Annotated in this window: 15 protein-coding genes and 4 pseudogenes; 14 read left to right on the top strand and 5 right to left on the bottom strand. The window is 61.7% G+C overall.

Translation table 11 applies throughout. From position 1 onward, the window contains the following. The 12 genes and pseudogenes from BVER_RS32440 to BVER_RS08290 all read left to right on the top strand — a co-directional run. Window positions 1-125, top strand: a pseudogene (locus BVER_RS32440) (IS5/IS1182 family transposase); the annotation flags it as partial. 331 nt (window positions 126-456) lie between these two features. Further along, complete coding sequence (locus tag BVER_RS08240) at window positions 457-1,152, top strand: GntR family transcriptional regulator (protein WP_232316443.1); 696 nt, start codon at window positions 457-459, stop codon at window positions 1,150-1,152. Window positions 1,153-1,206: 54 nt separating this feature from the next. Then, window positions 1,207-2,475, top strand: a complete 1,269-nt coding sequence (gene mtnK, locus BVER_RS08245; RefSeq protein ID WP_050452879.1) for an S-methyl-5-thioribose kinase — start codon at window positions 1,207-1,209, stop codon at window positions 2,473-2,475. Window positions 2,476-2,486: 11 nt separating this feature from the next. Further along, window positions 2,487-3,566, top strand: a complete 1,080-nt coding sequence (gene mtnA / locus BVER_RS08250) for an S-methyl-5-thioribose-1-phosphate isomerase (protein ID WP_050452880.1) — start codon at window positions 2,487-2,489, stop codon at window positions 3,564-3,566. Then, window positions 3,563-4,231: a class II aldolase/adducin family protein gene (locus BVER_RS08255; protein ID WP_050452881.1), complete on the top strand. Its 669-nt coding sequence runs from the start codon at window positions 3,563-3,565 to the stop codon at window positions 4,229-4,231. Before mtnA ends, BVER_RS08255 begins: the two co-directional genes overlap by 4 nt. Window positions 4,232-4,289: 58 nt before the next feature. Further along, on the top strand, window positions 4,290-5,393 hold the full coding sequence (locus BVER_RS08260) for a sugar ABC transporter substrate-binding protein (RefSeq protein ID WP_050452882.1): 1,104 nt from the start codon (window positions 4,290-4,292) through the stop codon (window positions 5,391-5,393). Between the two features lie 54 nt (window positions 5,394-5,447). Beyond that, complete coding sequence (locus tag BVER_RS08265) at window positions 5,448-6,992, top strand: sugar ABC transporter ATP-binding protein (RefSeq protein WP_050452883.1); 1,545 nt, start codon at window positions 5,448-5,450, stop codon at window positions 6,990-6,992. Further along, window positions 6,989-7,990 (top strand): ABC transporter permease, encoded by a 1,002-nt coding sequence (locus BVER_RS08270; RefSeq protein ID WP_050452884.1) that lies wholly within the window; start codon window positions 6,989-6,991, stop codon window positions 7,988-7,990. The genes BVER_RS08265 and BVER_RS08270 overlap by 4 nt, the downstream gene beginning before the upstream one ends. Window positions 7,991-8,222: 232 nt before the next feature. Further along, entirely contained in the window at window positions 8,223-9,233 is a 1,011-nt protein-coding gene (locus tag BVER_RS08275) for a dihydroxyacetone kinase subunit DhaK (protein WP_050452899.1), read from the top strand. Window positions 9,234-9,316: 83 nt separating this feature from the next. Further along, window positions 9,317-9,868, top strand: a complete 552-nt coding sequence (locus BVER_RS08280; RefSeq protein WP_232316444.1) for a DAK2 domain-containing protein — start codon at window positions 9,317-9,319, stop codon at window positions 9,866-9,868. A gap of 99 nt (window positions 9,869-9,967) precedes the next feature. Further along, window positions 9,968-10,529 (top strand): annotated as a pseudogene (locus BVER_RS08285) (carboxymuconolactone decarboxylase family protein). A 9-nt stretch (window positions 10,530-10,538) separates the two neighbouring features. Continuing rightward, window positions 10,539-11,357, top strand: coding sequence for a helix-turn-helix domain-containing protein (locus BVER_RS08290; RefSeq protein ID WP_050452885.1), 819 nt, complete (start codon window positions 10,539-10,541; stop codon window positions 11,355-11,357). A gap of 7 nt (window positions 11,358-11,364) precedes the next feature. Here BVER_RS08290 and proP read toward each other — a convergent pair. The 4 genes and pseudogenes from proP to BVER_RS08310 form a co-directional block, all read right to left on the bottom strand. Then, window positions 11,365-12,805 (bottom strand): annotated as a pseudogene (gene proP / locus BVER_RS08295) (glycine betaine/L-proline transporter ProP). Between the two features lie 198 nt (window positions 12,806-13,003). Beyond that, the gene (locus BVER_RS08300) at window positions 13,004-14,056 is read right to left on the bottom strand and encodes a serine hydrolase domain-containing protein (RefSeq protein WP_050452901.1); all 1,053 of its coding nucleotides are present in this window, start codon (window positions 14,054-14,056) and stop codon (window positions 13,004-13,006) included. Window positions 14,057-14,094: 38 nt separating this feature from the next. After that, the gene (locus BVER_RS08305) at window positions 14,095-15,387 is read right to left on the bottom strand and encodes an MFS transporter (protein WP_050452886.1); all 1,293 of its coding nucleotides are present in this window, start codon (window positions 15,385-15,387) and stop codon (window positions 14,095-14,097) included. Beyond that, window positions 15,377-16,822, bottom strand: coding sequence for a M20 family metallopeptidase (locus tag BVER_RS08310; protein WP_050452902.1), 1,446 nt, complete (start codon window positions 16,820-16,822; stop codon window positions 15,377-15,379). The genes BVER_RS08305 and BVER_RS08310 overlap by 11 nt, the downstream gene beginning before the upstream one ends. A 165-nt stretch (window positions 16,823-16,987) precedes the next feature. Here BVER_RS08310 and BVER_RS08315 point away from each other — a divergent pair, with 165 nt between their 5' ends. Both BVER_RS08315 and BVER_RS08320 read left to right on the top strand, forming a co-directional pair. After that, the gene (locus BVER_RS08315; RefSeq protein WP_050452903.1) at window positions 16,988-17,893 is read left to right on the top strand and encodes a LysR family transcriptional regulator; all 906 of its coding nucleotides are present in this window, start codon (window positions 16,988-16,990) and stop codon (window positions 17,891-17,893) included. Between the two features lie 53 nt (window positions 17,894-17,946). After that, a pseudogene (locus BVER_RS08320) lies at window positions 17,947-19,490 on the top strand (cryptochrome/photolyase family protein). Here BVER_RS08320 and BVER_RS08325 read toward each other — a convergent pair. Continuing rightward, window positions 19,487-20,191 (bottom strand): GntR family transcriptional regulator, encoded by a 705-nt coding sequence (locus BVER_RS08325; RefSeq protein ID WP_050452904.1) that lies wholly within the window; start codon window positions 20,189-20,191, stop codon window positions 19,487-19,489. The pseudogene BVER_RS08320 and the gene BVER_RS08325 overlap by 4 nt on opposite strands. Window positions 20,192-20,323: the final 132 nt, after the last annotated feature.

A 20,323-nucleotide genomic window follows, 5' to 3' on the forward strand; every position in this document is an offset into this window, starting at 1 on the left:
TCTTTAAGCGTATCAAGCATTTTCGTCGCGTCGCCACTCGATATGACAAACTCGCCCACAGCTACCTCACCTTTGTCTCCATCGTGTCTGCCTTCGGGCCGCTCTTAAATGTGAACAGGACCTAGTAAGCGCTTCGTCAAGACGAACGCGATGGAGCCTTTGCAGCTAAGACGCGCTCATTCTACACATCGATTTTAAAGGCGCGCACGGCGCATGCGCGCGTTTTACTGCTTGCGCGATGTATGGCATCAGACGAATTTTCGTGCATTGCAATGACGCGTCAACTCAATATCCAAGCCTATTCGGGCGATTTAATGCTGCGCTTGCGTGATAAATCGCGCTTGAAAATTATCTAAAGCACTATGGGAAAATCCCAAGAAAAACATCAGACGTCTGATGTATATTTGACGTCGTGCCATCCGAGAGAGCCCCATGCGCCTGAGCGTCGAACGTTCGATGAGCGACAAGATCCAGGAATCGCTCCTCATGATGATCCGCGAGCGCAAGCTCAAGCCAGGCGATCAAATTCCCACGGAAATAGAGCTTTGCGAATTGTTGGGCGTAGGTCGTTCGAGCTTGCGCGAAGCCGTGGCGCAAATGATTTCGCATGGTCTGCTGGAGCGTGTGCAAGGCCGCGGCACCTTCATCAGACAAATTTCGCTCAAGCTGCAAGGCGGCCTCGATGATCTGATGTCCGTGACGGACATGATCAAGAGCGTCGGCGCGGTGCCGTCCACCAACCGCATCCAGATGGAGACGATCGCCGCATCGGAGAGTCTCGCGGAGAAGCTGGGCATTGCACCGGGCGATGCATGCGTGCGTATCGAGCGCGTGCGTCGCGCGGACAATGCAATCGCCGCGTATTGCATCGACACCATTCCCAAGGCGGTTTTCGACGCGGCGAACGGTGAGTTGGGCGAGTCGCTGTTCGGCATGTTCGCGCGCATCGGCCGGCGTCTGTCGCATACGCATACGTCGATACAACCGACCATTCTCACGCCGCGCGATCTGCCCGAACTCGGCGATGGTTTCGGCCTGTTTCTTTTGCTGGACGAAGTGGACTTCGATCAGAGCGGCGAGCCGCTCTGCTATGGCAATGACTACTACAACACAAGCATCTTCAAGTTCGATCTGGTGCGCAAGCGTCGCTGACTAGTCGCCGACTAAAGTGCCGCTGCGTGCCGGAACACATCGGAGGAGACACCGATGGAGTTTGAAGCATTCACCGCGTCCGCGCTCGCGGATTATCTCGGCGGCATCGCCGAGGTGCGCGCACGTCTGGACGATTCGAGCGATCTCGACATCGCCGAAGTGGGCGACGGCAATCTGAACTTCGTGTATTTCGTGACCAACGCGCGGGAACGCGAGCGCAGCGTCGTCGTCAAGCAGGCGCCGCCGTTTCTGCGGCTCATCGGCAAGAACTGGCCGCTGTCGTGCCAGCGCATGGATCACGAGGTCGCGGCTTTGCGGCGCTTCGGCGCGCTGTGCCCGCAGCATGTGCCGAAGGTCTATTACGCCGACCAGAAGCGCTATCTGATGGTGATGCAGCATCTCGCCGAGCATCGCATCCTGCGGCAAGGCCTGATCGATGGCGTCACGTATCCGCTGCTCGCGGATCATATGGCGACGTATCTCGCGCATACGCTGTTCTACGGCTCCGATCTGTTCCTTGCACCGGACATCAAGAAGGAAGCCGTTGGCCGAGCGGTCAATGCAGAGTTGTGCAAGATCACCGAAGACCTCGTTTTCACATTCCCGTTCGAGGATCATCCATCGAACGTGTATAGCGCTGCGTTGCCTGCGTCGGCGCTCGAACGGCTGAGAACCAGCGAGCCATTGCGTCTCGTGGCCGCCGACATGAAGTGGGCATTCATGAATCACGCGGAGACCTTGCTGCACGGCGATCTGCATACGGGTTCGATCATGGTCAACGAACGCGAGACCTATGTCATCGATTCCGAGTTCGCGTTTTATGGGCCGATGGGCTTCGATATCGGCGCGCTGATCGCGAATCTGTTGCTGGCGTATTTCTCGCGCGACTATCACGGGCGTTTGAATGACGGCGATCCGCACGCGTATCAGGAATGGCTGCTCGATCAGGTCGTACGGATCTGGAACGGCTTTAGCGCCGCGTTCCTGAAGCTCTGGCGCGAACACGAGAGTCGCAGCGGCAGACGCTTTATCGGCGGCGCGGCGGACAGCCGCACGGTCGATGCGTATCGCGCGCATTTCATGCGGCGGCTGCTTGCGGACACGCTCGGTTTCGCGGGTTGCAAGATGATTCGCCGTATCGTCGGCATGGCGAAGGTTGCGGAGATCACGCGCATTCCCGATGCCGCGTTACGCGCGCAGATCGAACTGCGCTGCCTGCATTGCGCGGAAGTGCTGCTCGTGCAGCGCGCGATGCTTACCGATATTGAACAGGTCTCGATGCTCGCGCGCGATACGCTGCGCGAAGCGGCCGCATCACGCTAACCGGAGCGCTTATGGTTTCGCAGCCCTTGTTCCCGACGCTGGCCCCGACCATCGAATGGCGCGATGGCGATTTGCTGCTGCTCGATCAGACGCGTCTGCCGTTGGAAATCGTCGTCGAGCATGTTGCCGATGCGGCATCCGTATGGCGCGCGATTCACGAGTTGCGCGTGCGTGGCGCACCGGCCATCGGCGTGGCGGCAGGATACGGGCTGTGCGTGGCAATGCAGGATGCGCGCGAGTTGTCGCTTGCGCAATTCCGCTCCGAACTCGAACGACGCGCGGCGTGGCTCGATACGGCGCGTCCTACTGCGGTCAATCTAAGCTGGAGCCTGAAGCGCATGTTGCGTCGCGCGCGCGAATGCAATGCGCAGGATTCGGCATTGCTGTATGACGCGCTCGTGGATGAAGCCAGGCGCATCCACGAAGAGGATATCGCGCTGTGCGAAGGCATCGGCGTGCATGGCATGCCGCTGATCCGTCCCGGCGATGGCGTGCTCACGCATTGCAACGCGGGCGCTCTGGCGACGACGGGTTTGGGCACGGCAACCGCGCCGATCTATGCGGCGCATCGCGCGGGCATCGCGTTCAAAGTGTTCGCGGATGAAACGCGTCCCTTGCTGCAAAGCGCGCGTCTCACCGCATTCGAATTGCAGCAGGCCGGCGTGGACGTCACGCTGATCATGGATGGCGCCGCTGCGTCGATGATGTCGCAAGGGCTGGTGGATCTGATCATCGTCGGCACCGATCGCGTCGCGGCGAATGGCGACTTCGCCAACAAGATCGGCACGTTGGGTCTTGCGATCGCCGCGCGTCATTACGACATTCCGTTCTATGTCGCCTGTCCTTCGTCGACGCTCGATTTTCATACGGCGACGGGCGCGCAAATCGAAATCGAAGAGCGGCGCGATACGGAGGTCACGCATCTGGCGGGACAGCGCATCGCGCCACAAGGCATCAAGGCGCGCAATCCCGCATTCGACGTGACGCCGCATGCGCTCGTGACCGGCTTCATCACGGAACGCGGCATTGTCAGAGCGCCGTTCGAGCGTTCGCTCAAGAGCCTGTTCGCCGCCGAGGGCAATGCCGCATGAGCGCGGCCGACGAAGGCGCGCTGCGCCGGGGCATCGTCGAAACGGCTTGCGAGATGGAGCGCTTGGGCATCAATCAGGGCACGTCGGGCAATGTCAGCGCGCGCTTCAGCGACGGCTTGCTGATCACGCCGAGCGGCGTACCAGCGCGCGAACTGAACGAAGAAAACATCGTATTTTTAAGGCTCGACGTGCAGAACGATGACGAAGTCTTTCGCATCGCACGGCCATCGTCGGAGTGGCGTATTCATCGCGACATTCTGCGCGCACGCGTCGACATGAACGCCGTCGTTCATACGCATTCGACTGCCGCGACTGCGCTCGCGATTCAGTGCCGCGATATTTCCGCCGTGCATTACATGGTCGCGGCGGCGGGCGGTCGTTCGATTCGTTGCGCGCCGTATGCGGTGTTCGGCAGTCAGCGCCTGTCGGATCACGCGCTGAGCGCGCTCGAAGGACATCGCGCGTGTCTGCTTGCGCATCATGGCGTAATCGCGCTCGGCGACGATCTCGCGCGTGCGCTGTGGCTCGCGCATGAAGTGGAAGTGCTGGCGAAGCAGTATCTGCTTGCATCGCAGCTCGGCACGCCGCCCGTGCTATCCGATGAACAGATGGATGAAGTGCTGGAGAAGTTCAAGACTTACGGCAGGCGAAACAAGCAAGGCTGAAGCGCTCGTCAAAACATCAAACGGGCTGCATTGAACAACTCGTACAACGGAGACAGACATGGCCTGGAGTTCGGCAAGATTTGATAGCTGGGGAACGTTCGGAAAATCAGCGGGCGCGTTGATGCTGTGCGCGGCGGCGCTGACAGGATGCTCGAAGAGCGATAACAGCTCTTCGTCGGGCAGCGGTGCATCGAGTGCGAGTGCGAGCGAAGCAGCGAGCGCGCCAGCGGCGGCAGCGGCAACGGGCGGCAAGACGAAGATCGGCTTTTCGATCGCGACGCTCAACAACGCGTTCTTCGTGGGCTTGAAGGCGGGCGTCGAACGTGAAGCGAAAACGCAGGGCTTCGACCTCGCGCAGACCAACGCCAACGGCGATGCGCAACAGCAGGTGAACGACGCCATCAATCTGTTGAGCCAGGGCGTGATCGCGCTCGTGCTCAATCCGATCGATTCGAAGGCAATTATTCCCGCGGTCGAGAAAGCGAATCAGATGAACATTCCGGTGTTCACGCTCGATCGCGGTTCGGACGGCGGCAAGGTCACGTCTTTCGTCGCATCGGATAACGTCGCGCTCGGGCAGACGGCGGCCAAGTGGATCGCGGATCAGCTGAAGAAGCGTTATGGATCGGAGAAGGGGAATGTCGTCGATCTGATCGGGCTGGTCGGCACCACGGCGGCGACCGATCGCGAAAAGGGCTTCAGCGACGAGATCGCGAAGTATCCCGACATCAAGGTGGTGGCGCGTCAGGAAGGCGGCTTCGATCAGGAGAAATCGCTCAACGCGATGACCAACATTCTGCAGAAGTATCCGCAGATCGATGCGGTATTCGGCGCGAACGACGACAACACCGTGGGCGCGGAAAAGGCCATCGACAATGCAGGGCGTTATAAGCCGCTCGGCGACAAGGATCACATCATGATCATCGGTGCGGACGGCACGACGCAGGCTTTGTCGGCGATTCGCTCGGGCAAGCAGGACGCGACCATCTCGCAGAACCCCATTCGCATGGCGGCCAAGTCGCTGCAGTTCATCGCCGACTACAACGCGAAGAAGGACGTGCCCGCGAACTACGCATGGCCGACCATGCTCATCGACAAGGCAAATATCGATTCGGATGCGGTGAAGCAATACGGCTTGTGGTCCGAGGAAGTGAAGCAGTAACGGCAACCGTCGGCCGCGCGCGACTTAAAAGGAAGCGAGCGGCCCGCATGCGGAATGCACACCATGACAGTCGAAACTAAGACGCAGGAGCGCGCGCCTTCACACACGAAAGCACCGCTATTGCGCATGCAGGGCATCGTCAAAAGCTTTCCCGGCGTGAAGGCGCTGCGCGGCGTGAGCCTCGAATTGCATCGCGGTCACGTCCTCGCGATCGTCGGCGAAAACGGTGCTGGCAAGTCCTCACTCGTGAAGACGCTGTCGGGCGCATACGAGCCCGATGAAGGCAGCATCGAGATCGACGGCGTGCCGCTTGCGCGTGGCACCAACGCGGCGATCAATGCGGGCGTGGCGGTGATCTATCAGGAACTTTCGCTGATCAACGACATGACGGTTGCGGAGAATCTGTTCCTCGGCCGCATGCCGTCGAAGAGCGGCTTCGTGATGCATCGCGAGGCCAATGCGATGGCGCGTGAAGCGCTGGCACGCGTCGGCCTCGACACCGTGCCACCGTGGATGCGTCTTGGCGATCTGCCTTTGAACAAGCGGCAACTCGTCGAAGTGGCGAAGGCGATCGCGCGCAATGCGCGCATCCTCGTGATGGACGAACCGACCGCCGCGCTGCAAAGCCACGACATCGAGAATCTCTATGCGGTCGTGCGTCGTTTGCGCGAAGAGGGGATGGGCATTATCTTCATTTCGCATCATCTGGAAGAAGTATTCGAGCTCGCGGATTCGGCGGTCGTGATGCGCGATGGCGCGACCGTCGGCGCGCGGCCGATGTCCGATTGGACCGAAGCCGAACTGGTGCAGGCGATGGTCGCGCGCAATCTCGAATCGTTCTATCCGTGGGAGCCGCGCGATTACGGCGAGGTCGTGCTCGAAGTGCGCGATCTCGCGAGCGCGCCGCTGGTGCGCCATGCAAGCTTCTCGGTGCGCGCGGGCGAGATCGTCGGCATTGCGGGTATTGCGGGCGCGGGGCGCACGGAATTGCTGAAGACGATCTTCGGTGCGATCCCGGCAACGAAGGGCGAAATCGTCGTGAAGGGCCGCAAGGTGACGAATCATTCGCCGACCGAAGGCGTGCGTCACGGGCTCGTGTATACATCGGAAGATCGCAAGCTAGAAGGGCTCGTGCTCGAGGCGAATATCGAAGAGAACATCGCATTGTCGAGCCTCAAGGCGCTGGCGAGTAACGGATTCGTCAGTCGTGCGAAGAAACGAAAGTTGGCGCAGAAGGCGAGCACGCGTTTTGCGGTGCGGGCGTCGTCAGTGTTGCAGATGACGGGCACGCTTTCCGGCGGCAATCAGCAGAAGGTCATTCTCGGCCGCGCGACCGCGACGCATCCGGTCGTGATCATGCTCGACGAACCGACGCGCGGTATCGACGTGGGCGCGAAGACGGAGATTTACGCGCATATGGTGGCGATGGCGCGTGCGGGCGCGGCGGTCGTGATGGTCAGCTCGGAGTTGCCGGAGTTGCTGGGCATGTCCGATCGCGTGCTGGTGATGTATCGCGGCAGCATCGTGACCGAGATTCCGCGCGATCGCGCGGACTCCGAGACCGTCATTCAATGGGCAACGACAGGAGCAGGCGCATGACCTCCACGGCAGCCAATCGTGCGGATACGGAGGCGCTGTCGCGCCGCGTGATCCGTCAACTGAGGAGCGGCATCGGGCCGTTGTTCGCCGCGCTCGTGATCATATGCGTGGCGTTGTCGATCGCATCGCCCGAGTTTCTGACGACCAGCACGCTGACCAACATCATGGTGCAGGTCTCGGTCGTCGGCATCGCGGCGGTGGGCGGCACGTTCGTGATCATCACATCGGGCATCGATCTGTCGGTGGGATCGCTCGTTGCATTGAGCGGCATGGTCGCGGCGACCTTCATGGCGGGATTGAGTCCGGGCGCGGTGGGCTTGGGCATCGGCGGATTGTTCATCGCACTGGCGACGGGCGCGGCGGTCGGCGCGATCAACTGGCTCGCGATTTCATGGCTGCGGCTCGTGCCCTTAATCGTCACCCTCGCGGCCATGGCGATGGGCCGCGGCCTGACGCTGGCGATATCGGATGGCCGCACGAAGTTCGACTTCCCGAACGCGTTCACGGTGTTCGGCGCGAAGACCATCGCCGGCTTGCCGATGCCGATGATCGTCATGCTGGTGGTCTTCGTGATCGGCCATGTATTGCTGCGCAAGACGACTTTCGGCCATCAGGTGTTTGCGGTGGGCGGCAATCAGGAAGCGGCGCGACTGGCGGGCATACCGGTGCGCAGAGTGGTCTTCTTCACCTACACGCTGGCGGGCGCGACGGCGGCGATAGCGGGCATCGTGCTGGCGGGGCGTTTGAATTCGGCGCTGCCGTCGGCGGCGAACGGACTGGAATTGCAGGTTATTGCGGCCATCGTGATCGGCGGAACGTCGCTGGCGGGCGGAAGGGGATCGATCGTCGGCACGTTCATCGGCGTGGTGCTGATCGGCGTGATCAACGTGGGGCTGTCGCTGCTGGGCGTGAACCCGTTCTGGACGCAGTTTATACAGGGCGGCGTGATCTTCGCGGCGGTGCTGCTGGACGCGTTGAGTCAGAGAAAGAAAAACTAAGGATACCGAATAACAAAGCACAAAGAACATAACTCGAGAGGAGCCTGGCGCCCCGCCAGGCTGGCTGGAGCAAGTATGACACCGGTAGCGACGAGAAGGACAGCGGTGCTGTCAAGAAGCTGCTTTCTTTGGTAACTTTCTTTGCAGCCGCAAAGAAAGTTACCCCTCCGCCGGGGAGGCGGCTACTGAACAGAAACTTGCGAAAGCGGCAAAAAAAAGAGACATGGCAGCGATGAAAAAGATCATCAACAACCCCGACGTATTCGTCGACGAAATCATAGAAGCCTTGCTAAAAGCCCATCCAAAATGGATCAAGGCGGCCAACCCAGACCGCAGGGCATTAGTCAGAGCCGACGCACCGAATAAAGGAAAAGTCGGCATCGTAACAGGCGGCGGCTCCGGCCACTTACCGGGCTTTCTAGGCTACGTAGGCGAGGGCCTGTGCAGCGGCGTAGCAGTAGGCAATGTCTTTTCATCGCCGTCATCGGAACAGATACTGGAAGCGACGAAGGCGGTGAACGGCGGCGCAGGCGTGCTCTATGTCTACGGCAACTACGGCGGCGACGTGTTGAATTTCGACCTCGCATCCGACCTGGCCGACGCCGAAGGCATCGACATAAAAACCGTGGTGCTGACCGACGACGTAGCCTCCGCCCCGAAAGAAAAGTCCGACGATCGACGCGGCCTAGCCGGCATGGTATTCGCGTTCAAGTGCGCAGGCGCATCTGCCGAACGCGGCGATTCGCTCGAAGAAGTCGCACGCATCTGCGCGAAGGCCAACGCGAATTGCCGCACGATGGGCGTCGGCCTCTCGCCAACGATCCTGCCCGCCGCAGGCAAACCGACCTTCACGCTGCCCGATGGCGAAATGGAAATCGGCATCGGCATTCACGGCGAGCCGGGCACGCATCGCGGCAAGCTGCAATCGGCGGATGAAATCGGTCACACGCTGATGCGGCAGATCCTCGACGATCTGGCCGCGCCCAAAGGCTCGCGACTGGCGATATTGGTCAACGGCTTGGGCGCGACGCCGCTCGAAGAACTCTATCTGCTCTATCGTCAGGCCACGAAAATCATCGAAGCCGATGGCCTAAATGTCGCATGGTCGTATATCGGCGAATATGTGACGAGTCTGGAGATGGCCGGTGCATCCATCACCGTCATGCTGCTCGACGACGAACTCGAAGCATTGCTCGACGCACCCGCTGCTTCGCCGTTCTTCCGCGAAGGCACCAAGGCTTAAAAGGAGCGCACGATGAGCGTAACGAGCCAGCAACTGCGCGATATCCTCACGCGCTGAGCGATCTCCCCGCGCACGCCGATGAATTGCGCGATCTCGACGCGGCATTGGGCGACGGCGATCTCGGCATCACGGTGCGCGCGGGATCGGAAGCGGTCGTGAAAGCGTTGAGCGCGTTGCCCGAGGAGGCGCAGATCAATGAGATCCTGCTCGCGGCGGGCAGGGCGTTTTCCACGGCGAATCCATCGACGTTTGCCGCGCTCGTCGGCGGCGGCTTGCTCGCGGCGGCGAAGACGATGCAAGGCAAAAGCGAAGTCAGCCGCGACGATGCCTTGACCATCGGGCAAGCCGTGGCATCGCGTATCACGAAGCGCGGCAAAAGCAAACTCGGCGACAAGACCGTGCTCGATGCCTTGCTGCCGAGTCTCGATACGCTTCAATCATCGCAAGGCGATGCGCTCGCAAGTCTCGACGCGATGATCGCAACGGCACAGGCGCGCGTCGACGAAACCGTGAGCATGCAATCGCAAAAGGGTCGCGCCGCCTGGGTGCAAGAGCGCAGCATCGGTCATGCCGATCCGGGCGCGACCGCGTATGTGTGCTTTCTGCAAGCCATGCGCCACGCAATGGATGCGTGATCGCTAATTACATGCCATGTAATTGGCGCGCCGCGCGCGCGTCTCTACTCTTTGGTCATGCGCTGCCAGTCACGGCGGCGCGACACCAAGGAGCCTTCCATGTCGAACTACATCGTTCATACGATCGAAACCGCGCCCGCGCAATCGCGCCCCGTGTTGGCGCAACTTCACGAGACCTTCGGGCTGATTCCCAACATTGCCGGTACGATGGCGGCATCGCCCGTGTTGATCAACGGCTTTATCGGTCTGTTACGAGCGCGTGCATGCGAGCAGTCTCACCGAAGCGCAGATCCAGACGCTGCTGCTGACCAACGCCGTCACCAACGCGAGCGAATGGGCCGTCGCGTTTCATAGCGCGCTTGCCCTGAAGCAAGGCGTGTCCGCCGCCGATGTCGATGCGATCCGCCACGGCCAGCCACCCGCCGATGCACGGCTCGCGGCGCTGTCGACGCTGGCGCGCACGCTTATCGACAAGCGCGGCCGCATCGCGCAAGACGACGAAGCGCGCTTTCTCGCGGCCGGTTTTGAACGCGAGCAGGTGCTCGAAGTCATCGCGGTGGTCGCGGCATCGACGATTACGAATTACACCGGCAGCGTCACGCAACCGCCGCTCGAAGCGCAGTTCGGCGACTACGCATGGCGCGCCGGCACAACCGTGTGATGGCATCGAATGAGCATCGTCAAAGACGCACAGAACGACCTCGGCAGCCTGCTGCGCCATTGGCGCGACGAGCGCGGCATGAGTCAGCTCGATCTTTCGCTGGAGGCGGGTATTTCGCAGCGGCAGATCAGCTTTATCGAAAGCGGACGCAGCACGCCGGGGCGTCAGACCTTGCTCGATATCGCGCAGACGCTCGACGTGCCGCTGCGCGAGCGCAATGCGCTGCTGCTGGCCGCGGGCTATGCGCCAATGTATCCGGAAACGCCATGGAACGCGCAGGAAATGCAGGGCGTGACGCGGGCGCTCGCGCGCGTGTTGCATCAGCACGAACCGTTTCCGGCCATCGTGATGGACCGTCACTGGAACGTGCTGATGACCAACGACGCCGCGCCGCGCTTCTTCAATCGCTTTATCGACATGGCCGCGCGCACGGGTCCGCGCAACATGCTGCATCTGATGTTCGATCCGCACGGCATGCGGCCCTTCGTCGCCGATTGGGAACGCGTCGCGCGCAGCCTGCTGCAACGCGTGCAGCGCGAAACGGTCGGCTACGCGATCGACACGGGCACGCGCGATCTGCTCGATGCGCTATGCGCATATCCCGATGTGCCCGACGACTGGCGTTCGCACGACCTGTCATCGGCGCGGCCGACCATGCCGGTCATTCCCATCGGCTTCACGCACGATGGCGACGTGCTCGAATACTTTTCCATGGTGACGGGCATCGGCACGCCGCTGACGGTCGCGGCGCAAGAGTTGCACATCGAATGCATGTTTCCCGTCGATGAAACCACGGAGCAAAAGCATCTGCGATTGATGGCGGATTGAGCGCTCGTCAGGCGCGTGCGCGATTGATGTTCGACACCGCCGCGCGTTTGACACGCGACAGCGCGTGCGCTTCTTCGTGCGATGCCACGCAAGGTGCGGAACCGGGCAAGGGCTGCCGCGCCGATTCGCACAACGCGCACACCGACACGATGCCGATCAACGATGCGCCCATCAGATAGTAGGCGGGCGTCATCAGGTTGCCGGTCGCATCGACGAGCCACGCGGTGACGAGCGGCGTCGTGCCGCCGAAGAGCGATACCGACACATTGAAGCCGATGGCGAGCGCGCCGTAACGAATGCGCGTGGGAAACAATGCAGGCAACGCGGACGGCATCACGCCGGTGAAGGTCGAGAGCATCGCGCCCAGCATCAGCATGCCGATGAAGACGGGCAGCAGCGCGCCGGTGCGAATCAGCGTGAGCGCGAGAATCGACAGCGCGAGCAGGCCCACGCAGCCCGCGAGCATCACCGGCTTGCGGCCGATCTTGTCGGAGAGGTGACCGGCGAACAGCGTCATCGGGATCATCAGCGCCATAACGATAAGCATGACGAATAATCCATGCGTCTCGTCGAAATGCAGCGTCGCTGACATAGCTCGGCAGATACGACAGCGCCATATAGTCGGTCACGTTGAAGATCAGCACGAGGCCGACGCATTGCAGCAGCGGCTTCCATTGATGCACGAGCATGTCGAAGAACGATTGCTTCGGGCGCGACTTCTCTTCATGCTCGCGTGCATCGGCTTCCTTCTTGAACGCCGGTGTTTCTTCGAGCCGCAAGCGAATGTAAAGACCCACGATGCCCAGCGGCCCGGCGATAAAGAACGGCACGCGCCATCCCCACGACAACAGCGCCTCGTGCGACATCGAAGCCGTCAACACCGCGACCGTGCCAGCGCCGAGGATATAGCCGACCAGCGTGCCCACTTCGAGAAAGCTGCCCATGAAGCCGCGTCGCGCATCGGTGGAGAATTCGGCGATGAAGGTCGCAGCACCGCCGTACTCGCCGCCGGTCGAAAAGCCTTGAACGAGACGCGCGACCAGCAACAGCACAGGCGCGGCCATGCCGATCGACTGATAGCTCGGAATCAGGCCAATTGCGAAGGTGCCCAGCGACATCATGATCATCGTCATCGCGAGCACGCGCTGACGGCCGATGCGGTCGCCTAACGGCCCGAACATCATCCCGCCGACCGGACGCACCAGAAACGCCGCCGCGAAGGTGCCGAACGCGGCGATCAACTGCGCGGACGGGCTCGTCGATGGAAAGAACACCTGGCCCAGCACGACCGCGATATAGCTATACACGCCGAAGTCGAACCACTCCATCGCGTTGCCGATCGCCATGGCGCCGACCGCGCGCCTGAGCAGCGCGTGATCGACCACGGTGATGTCCTTGATCGCGGTGTGCGAATGAAGCGGCGTGACGCGCGCGTGCGGAATGCTCAATTGATCGCTCCTCGATGGCCCGTCGAACGGTCGAGGCGCGATCTCGGACGCCTCGTGCCCGGCGTGGCGGGAGGAATGAGTGTGCCGTCGCGGTCGCGCGGACGCCTTCGCTCAAGCGTCCGCGACCCGGTCATAAACGACACGCGGGGCAGCGTTTTCCGCCATTGCGTGCGCGCGCGACTTGGTTTAACGGAGGATTTAACGCAGCGTCCGAATCGCGTCGTACACGAGACCGAAGAACTCGTTCGCGTGCTCGGAGTTGAGCCATCGCACGATCAGCGCGAGCCGCGTGGAGGGCTCGATCCACATGAAGGAGCTGCCCGCGCCGACGCCGAAATAGCTCGATTCAGGCACGCGCGGAAACATCGTGCGATCGGTATTGAGCCACACGAGATAGCCGTAGAAGGGCGCGAGCGCGGCGGGCGTGCGCATCCGCGCGATCCATTCCTTCGATAGCACGCGTTTTCCTTCGGACAGGCCTTCGTCGAGCAGCATCCGCGCGATCTTCAGTTGATCGTTCGCGCTGATCGATACGCCGCCGCCCCAATGCGTGCCGCCCGGCACCGACTGCATGCGCGTGCCGTCGATCTCGGTCCACGCGCGATCGTAACCGGCCCAGTTCCAGTGTTCGCTCAAGCCGCAAGGACGCGCGATGCTTTCGCGAAACACTTCGGGCAAGGGCTTGCGAAACAGATGCAGCAGCGCGAGCGACAGTTGATTGATGCGCACGTCGTTGTATTCCCAGTACGTGCCGGGTGTGTTCAACGGACGCAGATCGCCCTTCTTGCCATCGGGCGGCGCGCCGAATGTGATCGCGCGATAGTGGTCCGCCTGATCCGACAAGCCGAAGCATTCGCCTTGCCATTCGCTCGTCTGTTGCAGCAAGTGCGTCCAGGTGATGGACGCGTTGTGCGCATCGTCGAAGCCGATACCGCGAACGCGCTCGCGCACCGGTTCGTCCGGATCGGACAGCAATCCGCGATCGAAAGCCACGCCCGCCAACAACGCGAGATAAGTCTTGGCGATGCTGAAAGTGAGATCGGCGCGATCCGGCTCGCCCCAGGTTGCGAGCACGCGTCCATCGAGCGCGATTGCGCCCGATACCGGCCCGCGATCGTGCACCGGTCCGAGCAGCGTGTTCCACGGCGGCGGATCGTTGACGTGCACGCCCCAGTTGCCGGTGACTTGGCGATCCCAGCTCGATTCGTGATCGATCGAAAATTGAATCGCGCGTTGCAATGCTTCGTTCATGTCGTTCGTCTCCTCTGCATTCGTCGCGCTTAGCGAGTTTAGCGAATATTCAGATGCCGCCGCGCCCATACGAGCGTGATGAGGCTCAATACGGCGGCGATCATCAGGTAAAGTCCGGGCGCGAGATTGTTGTGCGTCACCGCGATCAGCGATGCCACCGCCAGCGGCGTGAAGCCGCCGAAAATCGTCGTGCCGATGTTATAGCCGAAAGCCATGCCGGTCGTGCGTGTGGCGGTCGGGAACAGTTCCGCCATCAGCGCGGGAATCGGCGCGAAGTACGTGGCCTTGAGCAACGCGACCCAGACGACTGCGGCGATCAGCGTCGGCAAGGAAGGATGCGCGTTCATGAACATGAAAGCCGGATACACGGTCAGAAAGAACACCGCGCCCGTCACGATCATGATCCGATAACGCCCGTACTTGTCCGACAGATGCCCGACGATCGGCACCAGCACCATCATGATGAAGCCAGCCGTCAGCGTCGCGATGAAGCCCGACGACGGCGACAAACCGAGCTGACGCGCCGCATACGTCGGCATGTAGAGCAGCATGTAGTTGGCCGTCGTCGTGAGAATCAGCGAGCCGATGGCCACGAGCAGCCGCGTTTTTTGCGTCGCGAGCATCACGCGCACGGGTGATTCGAGCTTTTCCGCATGCTCGAACTCGGGCGTTTCGTCCATGCGCCGGCGAATGTAGAGTCCGATCGGACCGATTAGCATGCCGAACAAAAATGGAATACGCCATCCACAGCTTTCGAGTTGCGCGGTGGTGAGCGTGCTGGTCAGCACCGCGCCGAACAGCGAGGCGAGCAGCGTGCTCGCGCCTTGACTCGAAAACTGCCAGCTCGACATGAAGCCGCTGCGTTCCGGCTTGTGTTCGACCAGAAACGCCGTCGAACTGCCGAACTCGCCGCCCGCCGAAAACCTTTGAAGCAAGCGCGATGCGAACACCAGAATCGGCGCGATCACGCCGATCGATGCATACGGCGGCATCAGCGCGACGAGGCCGGTGCCGAGCGTCATCAACGAGATGGAAAGCGTGAGCGCCGCCTTGCGTCCGTGCCGGTCGCCATACGAACCGAGCACGAGCGCGCCGACCGGACGCGCAAGATACGAGAGTGCGAAGGTGCCCAGCGTAAGCAGCAGCGATACGGTGTGATCGTGCGCGGGAAAGAACAGCTTCGACAGAATGCCCGCGAAATAGCCGTAGACGACCAGATCGTAGAACTCGAGCGCATTGCCGATCGACGTCGCGACGATCAGCTTCGCTACCTTCCCGTCCGATGCACGCTGCTCGTGCGTGGAGGACATGCGAACCGTTTCAGTGCTCATTGCGATGGCCTCCGTGCGCGGCGCGCGGCAGATGACGGGCGGGATTGGTCGACGACGCATCGCCTTCCTGCGCGCCCAAATCCCAGTACAGGCCGGCCATGATGCGCAAGCCTTCTTCCGCGACCGATCCGAGCAGATGCTCGTCGGGCGCATGTTGCGAACAGCCGGGATACGAATGCGGCACCCACAGCGTGGGCATGCCGAGCACATCGGCGAAGACGTCGTTGGGCAGCGTGCCGCCGAGATTGGGCAGCAGCACGGGCGCTTGACCGGTGGTTTGCGTGAGCGAGCGCAGCGCCCATTGCACCCATGCGTTGTCGGGATCGACACGCGTCGCGGGCATGCCGCGCTCGACTTCGACATGGACGGCGGAGAAGCGGTGCGCATCGAGATGATCGCGCACGATGCGCTGCAGATTGCGATAGTCCGTGCCGACCACGAAGCGAATCTGCATGTGCGCATAGGCGCTCGGCGGGATCGCGTTGACGGGCTTGTCGGGATTGCCGGTCTTGAAGGCGAGCACTTCGATATTGTTCCAGCCGAACACGCGTTCCGCGGGCGTGAGACCAGGTTCGCCGTAGTCGATATCGACTTGCGGTTCGCCCGGATTGCCGCCGACCGTGATGCCCTTCAGCGCGCGAACTACCGAGTCGGGAATCGGCGGCGGGCGCAGGCCTTCGATCAGGATTTTGCCGCGCGCATCGACCATCGATGCAATCGCGTTCGCCAGCACGATGCCCGGATTGCTCAGCAAGCCGCCCCAGTTGCCGGAGTGATGCGCGCCATCGCGTGCGGTGATGTCTAGGCGAAAGTTGATGACGCCGCGCGAGCCGAGGAACATCGTCGGGCGATGAGCGGCGAGACGCGGGCCGTCGGAGGCGATCAATACATCGGCGGCGAGTTCGTCGCGCAATTGCGCGCAGACGTCGGCCAGGCCCGGCGAGCCGACTTCCTCGCCGGTCTCGTAGAGCAGCTTCAGATTGAAGCCGAGCTTGCCGTCGCGCGCGTCGAGCACGGCCTTCAGCGCGGCGAGGTTGATGCTGTGCTGGCCTTTGTTGTCGGCGGTGCCGCGTCCGTACCAGCGATCGCCGTCGACCGTCACGCGCCATGGCGACAAGCCCTCGGACCATTGCGCGTCGTAGCCGCGCACGACATCGCCGTGACCGTACCCGAGCACGGTTGGCAGATCGTCGCCTTCATGCCGATGCGCAATCAGAAACGGCCCCGCGCCCTTAGGGTTTTCAACTACGCGGCAGGTGAAACCCCATGCGCGCAGCAGCGGCGTGAGTTCGTCTTCGAGATAACCGAGCAGGCGCGGTGCGCTGTCGGCTTCCTGACTCTCGGTGCGAAACGCGACGCGGCGCTGCAGGTCGTCGAGGAACGCGCCTGAATCGAAATACTGCTTGGCATGCTGGATGGCGGTATCGTGGGTCAACATCGTTCTACGTCTGGGCTTGAGCCGATCGCATGACGCGCCAGGCAGCAGCGCGAACGAATTCATGCTGACGTGGACGATATTTCTGGACAATTACAATATTTCTCAGGGACCTTTGCCGTATCGGCAAAGCGCGCGCTTTCGATGAACTCGATGGAGACGCTCATGGATCAGACCGCGTTACGCTATTTCCTCGAGGTCGCGCGCAGCGGATCGCTCAGCAAGGCCTCCGAGCGTCTGTTCGTGGCGGTGTCGGCGTTGAGCCGGCAGATTGCCAAGCTCGAAGAGCAGATGGGCACGCCGCTGTTCGAAAGGCGTCCGCGCGGCATGGTGCTGACCGATGCCGGGCGCTTGCTCGCCAATCATGCGCGGCGCAGCGCGCTGGAAGAAGAGCGCGTCATCGACGAGATTCATGGATTGAGCGCGAGCGGTCGCGCGACGATACGCATCGCGGCATCCGAAGGCGTGGCGCCGGATTTTCTGCCGCAAGTCTTCGCGCATTTTCGCAAGACGCATCCGCTGGCGCATTTTCAACTCGATGTTTCCGCGCCATCGATCGCGACGCAACGCGTGCGCGACGGCACGCACGATATCGCCGTGTGCTTCAGCATGGCGCCCGAAGAAGACGTGCAGGTCCATTACGCGCAGCGCGCGCCGGTGTATGCGCTGATGCGGCGCGGTCATCCGCTGGCGTCGCGCAACATGCTTTCGCTTTCGGACCTATTGAAGTGGCCGCTCGCGATGCACAATCAGGGCGTTACGCTCAGGCAGTTGTTCGATATCGCATGCAGTCTTGAAGGACTCGTCTTCGAGCCGGTATTCATCAGCAATTATCACGTCGCGCTGCAAAGCTATGTGCGGCGCACCGATGCGATCACGCTGACGGGTTACGTCACCGTGCGCGGACGGTTGAAGACCGATGGCCTCGCCGCGATCGCGCTGAGCAATCCCGAGCTGCATCAACGCACGCTACAGGTTCAGACGATGGCGGGCCGCACGCTGCCGCAACCGGTGATCGCGTTCGTCGACTTGTTGAAGCAGGCCATCGACACGCCCGAACTGGTGGATTGACGCGGCAGGCGTCAAGCTTGCTACACGACGGTATCGAACTCGACCTAAGCGCCATGCCCACCTTGCGCCTGATTCTCGGCGATCAGCTGAACCCGAACCATAGCTGGTTCAGCGAACGCGACAAGCACGTCCATTACGTGATGATGGAAGTGCGTCAGGAAACCGATTACGTGCTGCATCACGCGCAGAAGATCATCGCGATCTTCGCGGCGATGCGGCATTTCGCGGCTGCGCTGCGCAAGCGCGGACATCGCGTTCACTATCTGTCCATCGACGATCAGACCAACGAGCATTCCGTGCCCGCGAATCTCGATGCGCTGATCGCCGCGCACGGCATTGATCGCTTCGAGTATCAGATGCCCGACGAGTGGCGCCTCGACAAGCAACTCGCGGCCTACGCGAAGGCGCTCGCCGTCGAATCGGCGATGGTCGACAGCGAGCACTTCACTTCTATACCGCACGCGATGAAACCGCGCGTTACTTCGACGAGCATGGCCATAAGCAATGGCTGATGGAGCATTTCTATCGGCATATGCGAACGCTGCATGGCGTGCTGATGGAAACCGAGCACAAGCCGGCCGGCGGCCAATGGAATTACGATCACGACAATCGAAAGGCATGGCGCGGCGATCCACCCGCGCCGAAAGACGTGCGCGGCAAGCGTCACGATCATGCGGCGCTGTGGAAGAGCATCGTCGATGCGGGCGTGCAGAGTTTCGGCGCGCCGCATGAAGACGAGATTCACTGGCCGCTCGATCGCGCCGAAGCGCTGACGCAACTCAGGCGCTTCATACGCGAGGCGCTGCCCAACTTCGGCGCATGGCATGACGCGATGAGCGAGCATGAACCGCGTCTGTTTCACTCGCTGTTGTCGTTCGCGCTGAACACGAAGATGCTGAATCCGCGCGAAGTGGTGGAAGCGGCCGAGGAAGCGTATCGCGCGCACGAAGCGGATTTACCCGCTGTCGAAGGCTTTATCCGGCAGATCATCGGCTGGCGCGAATATATACGCGGCGTCTATTGGGCCAACATGCCGCGCTATGCGGACAAGAACGTGTTTCGCCACAAACGCGCGCTGCCCGAATGGTTCTGGAGCGGCGACACGCGCATGAACTGCCTGAAGCATGCGATCGGGCAATCGCTCGACGAGGCGCACGCGCATCACATTCAGCGGCTGATGATCATCGGCAATTTCGCGTTGCTCGCCGGGCTCGACGTGCAGGAAGTGTGCGCGTGGTATCTCGGCGTCTATGTCGATGCGTTCGAATGGGTCGAGTTGCCGAACACGCTGGGCATGAGTCAGTTCGCGGACGGCGGGCTGATGGCGAGCAAGCCCTATGTGTCGAGCGCGTCGTATATCGATCGCATGAGCGATTACTGCAAGGGCTGCGCGTACGACCGAAAGAAGCGCACCGAAGACGATGCGTGCCCGTACAACGCGCTCTACTGGGATTTCTTCGAGCGCAACGAAGCGACGCTCGGACGTAATCATCGCCTCGGCATGATGTACAAGCAGCTCGAGAAAATGCCCGACGCGGAACGCAAGGCCATCGCGAGCAAGGCGCGCAAATTGAAGGCCTCGCTCGACGAACTTTAATCGTCGGGGATGAAGTCGGGATGCCCCGCGCGGATCTGCTCGATCTGACTCAGCGTGTCCGACAGGTGAGTGCGCATCGCGGCAGCGGCGGCGTCGGCATCGCCGCGATCGATCGCATCGACGATGGCGGTATGGTCGCGCACCACGGCTTCGGTCTTGCCTTCGACCGGCAGGTTCAGCCTTCGCAAGCGATCGATATGGCCGCTGCGCCGGCGCACCAGTTCCCACAGTTGCGGCACGCCCGCCGCCTCGAACATCCGCCGATGAAAGTCCTGATCCAGCAGCACGAACTGCTCGTAGTTGTGCAGGTCGAGCACTTCGGTTTGCGCGGCGATGGTCTCGCGCAGACGTGTGATCAACGCGGCATTACGCGCGGCGGCCAGTGCGCGCACCACTTCGAGTTCGATGGAGCGGCGCAGAAAGTGCGCCTGCATCGCGGACGTCACGCTGATGCGGCTCACCACGGTCGCATGCTGCGGAAAGATATCGACGAGGCTTTCCTCGCCGAGCTTCATGAGCGCGTCGCGCACCGGCGTCTGGCTCAGGCCATACTGCGCGGCGAGGTCGTTGCGCGACAGCACCATGCCCGGCTCCAGTTCCAGCGACAGGATCATTTCGCGCAGGCGCTCGAATACTTGCGGCGCGGCGTGGCGCGAGCGATCGAGGCGGTGCGCGGTCGTCAAGGCATCAGTCAGTTTCATGAAGAAGGTAATCAATAGCGGACGCAACGCCGCAAGCATACCAATTCGTCAGGCCATGTCCGAATAGGTGGCGCGGCTAGGTGTTTGCCCGAATAAAACACTAATATATTAGTGTTTATGATGCAACCATTG

The sequence above is a fragment of the Candidatus Burkholderia verschuerenii genome, assembly GCF_001189365.1.
Lineage (GTDB): Bacteria > Pseudomonadota > Gammaproteobacteria > Burkholderiales > Burkholderiaceae > Caballeronia > Caballeronia verschuerenii.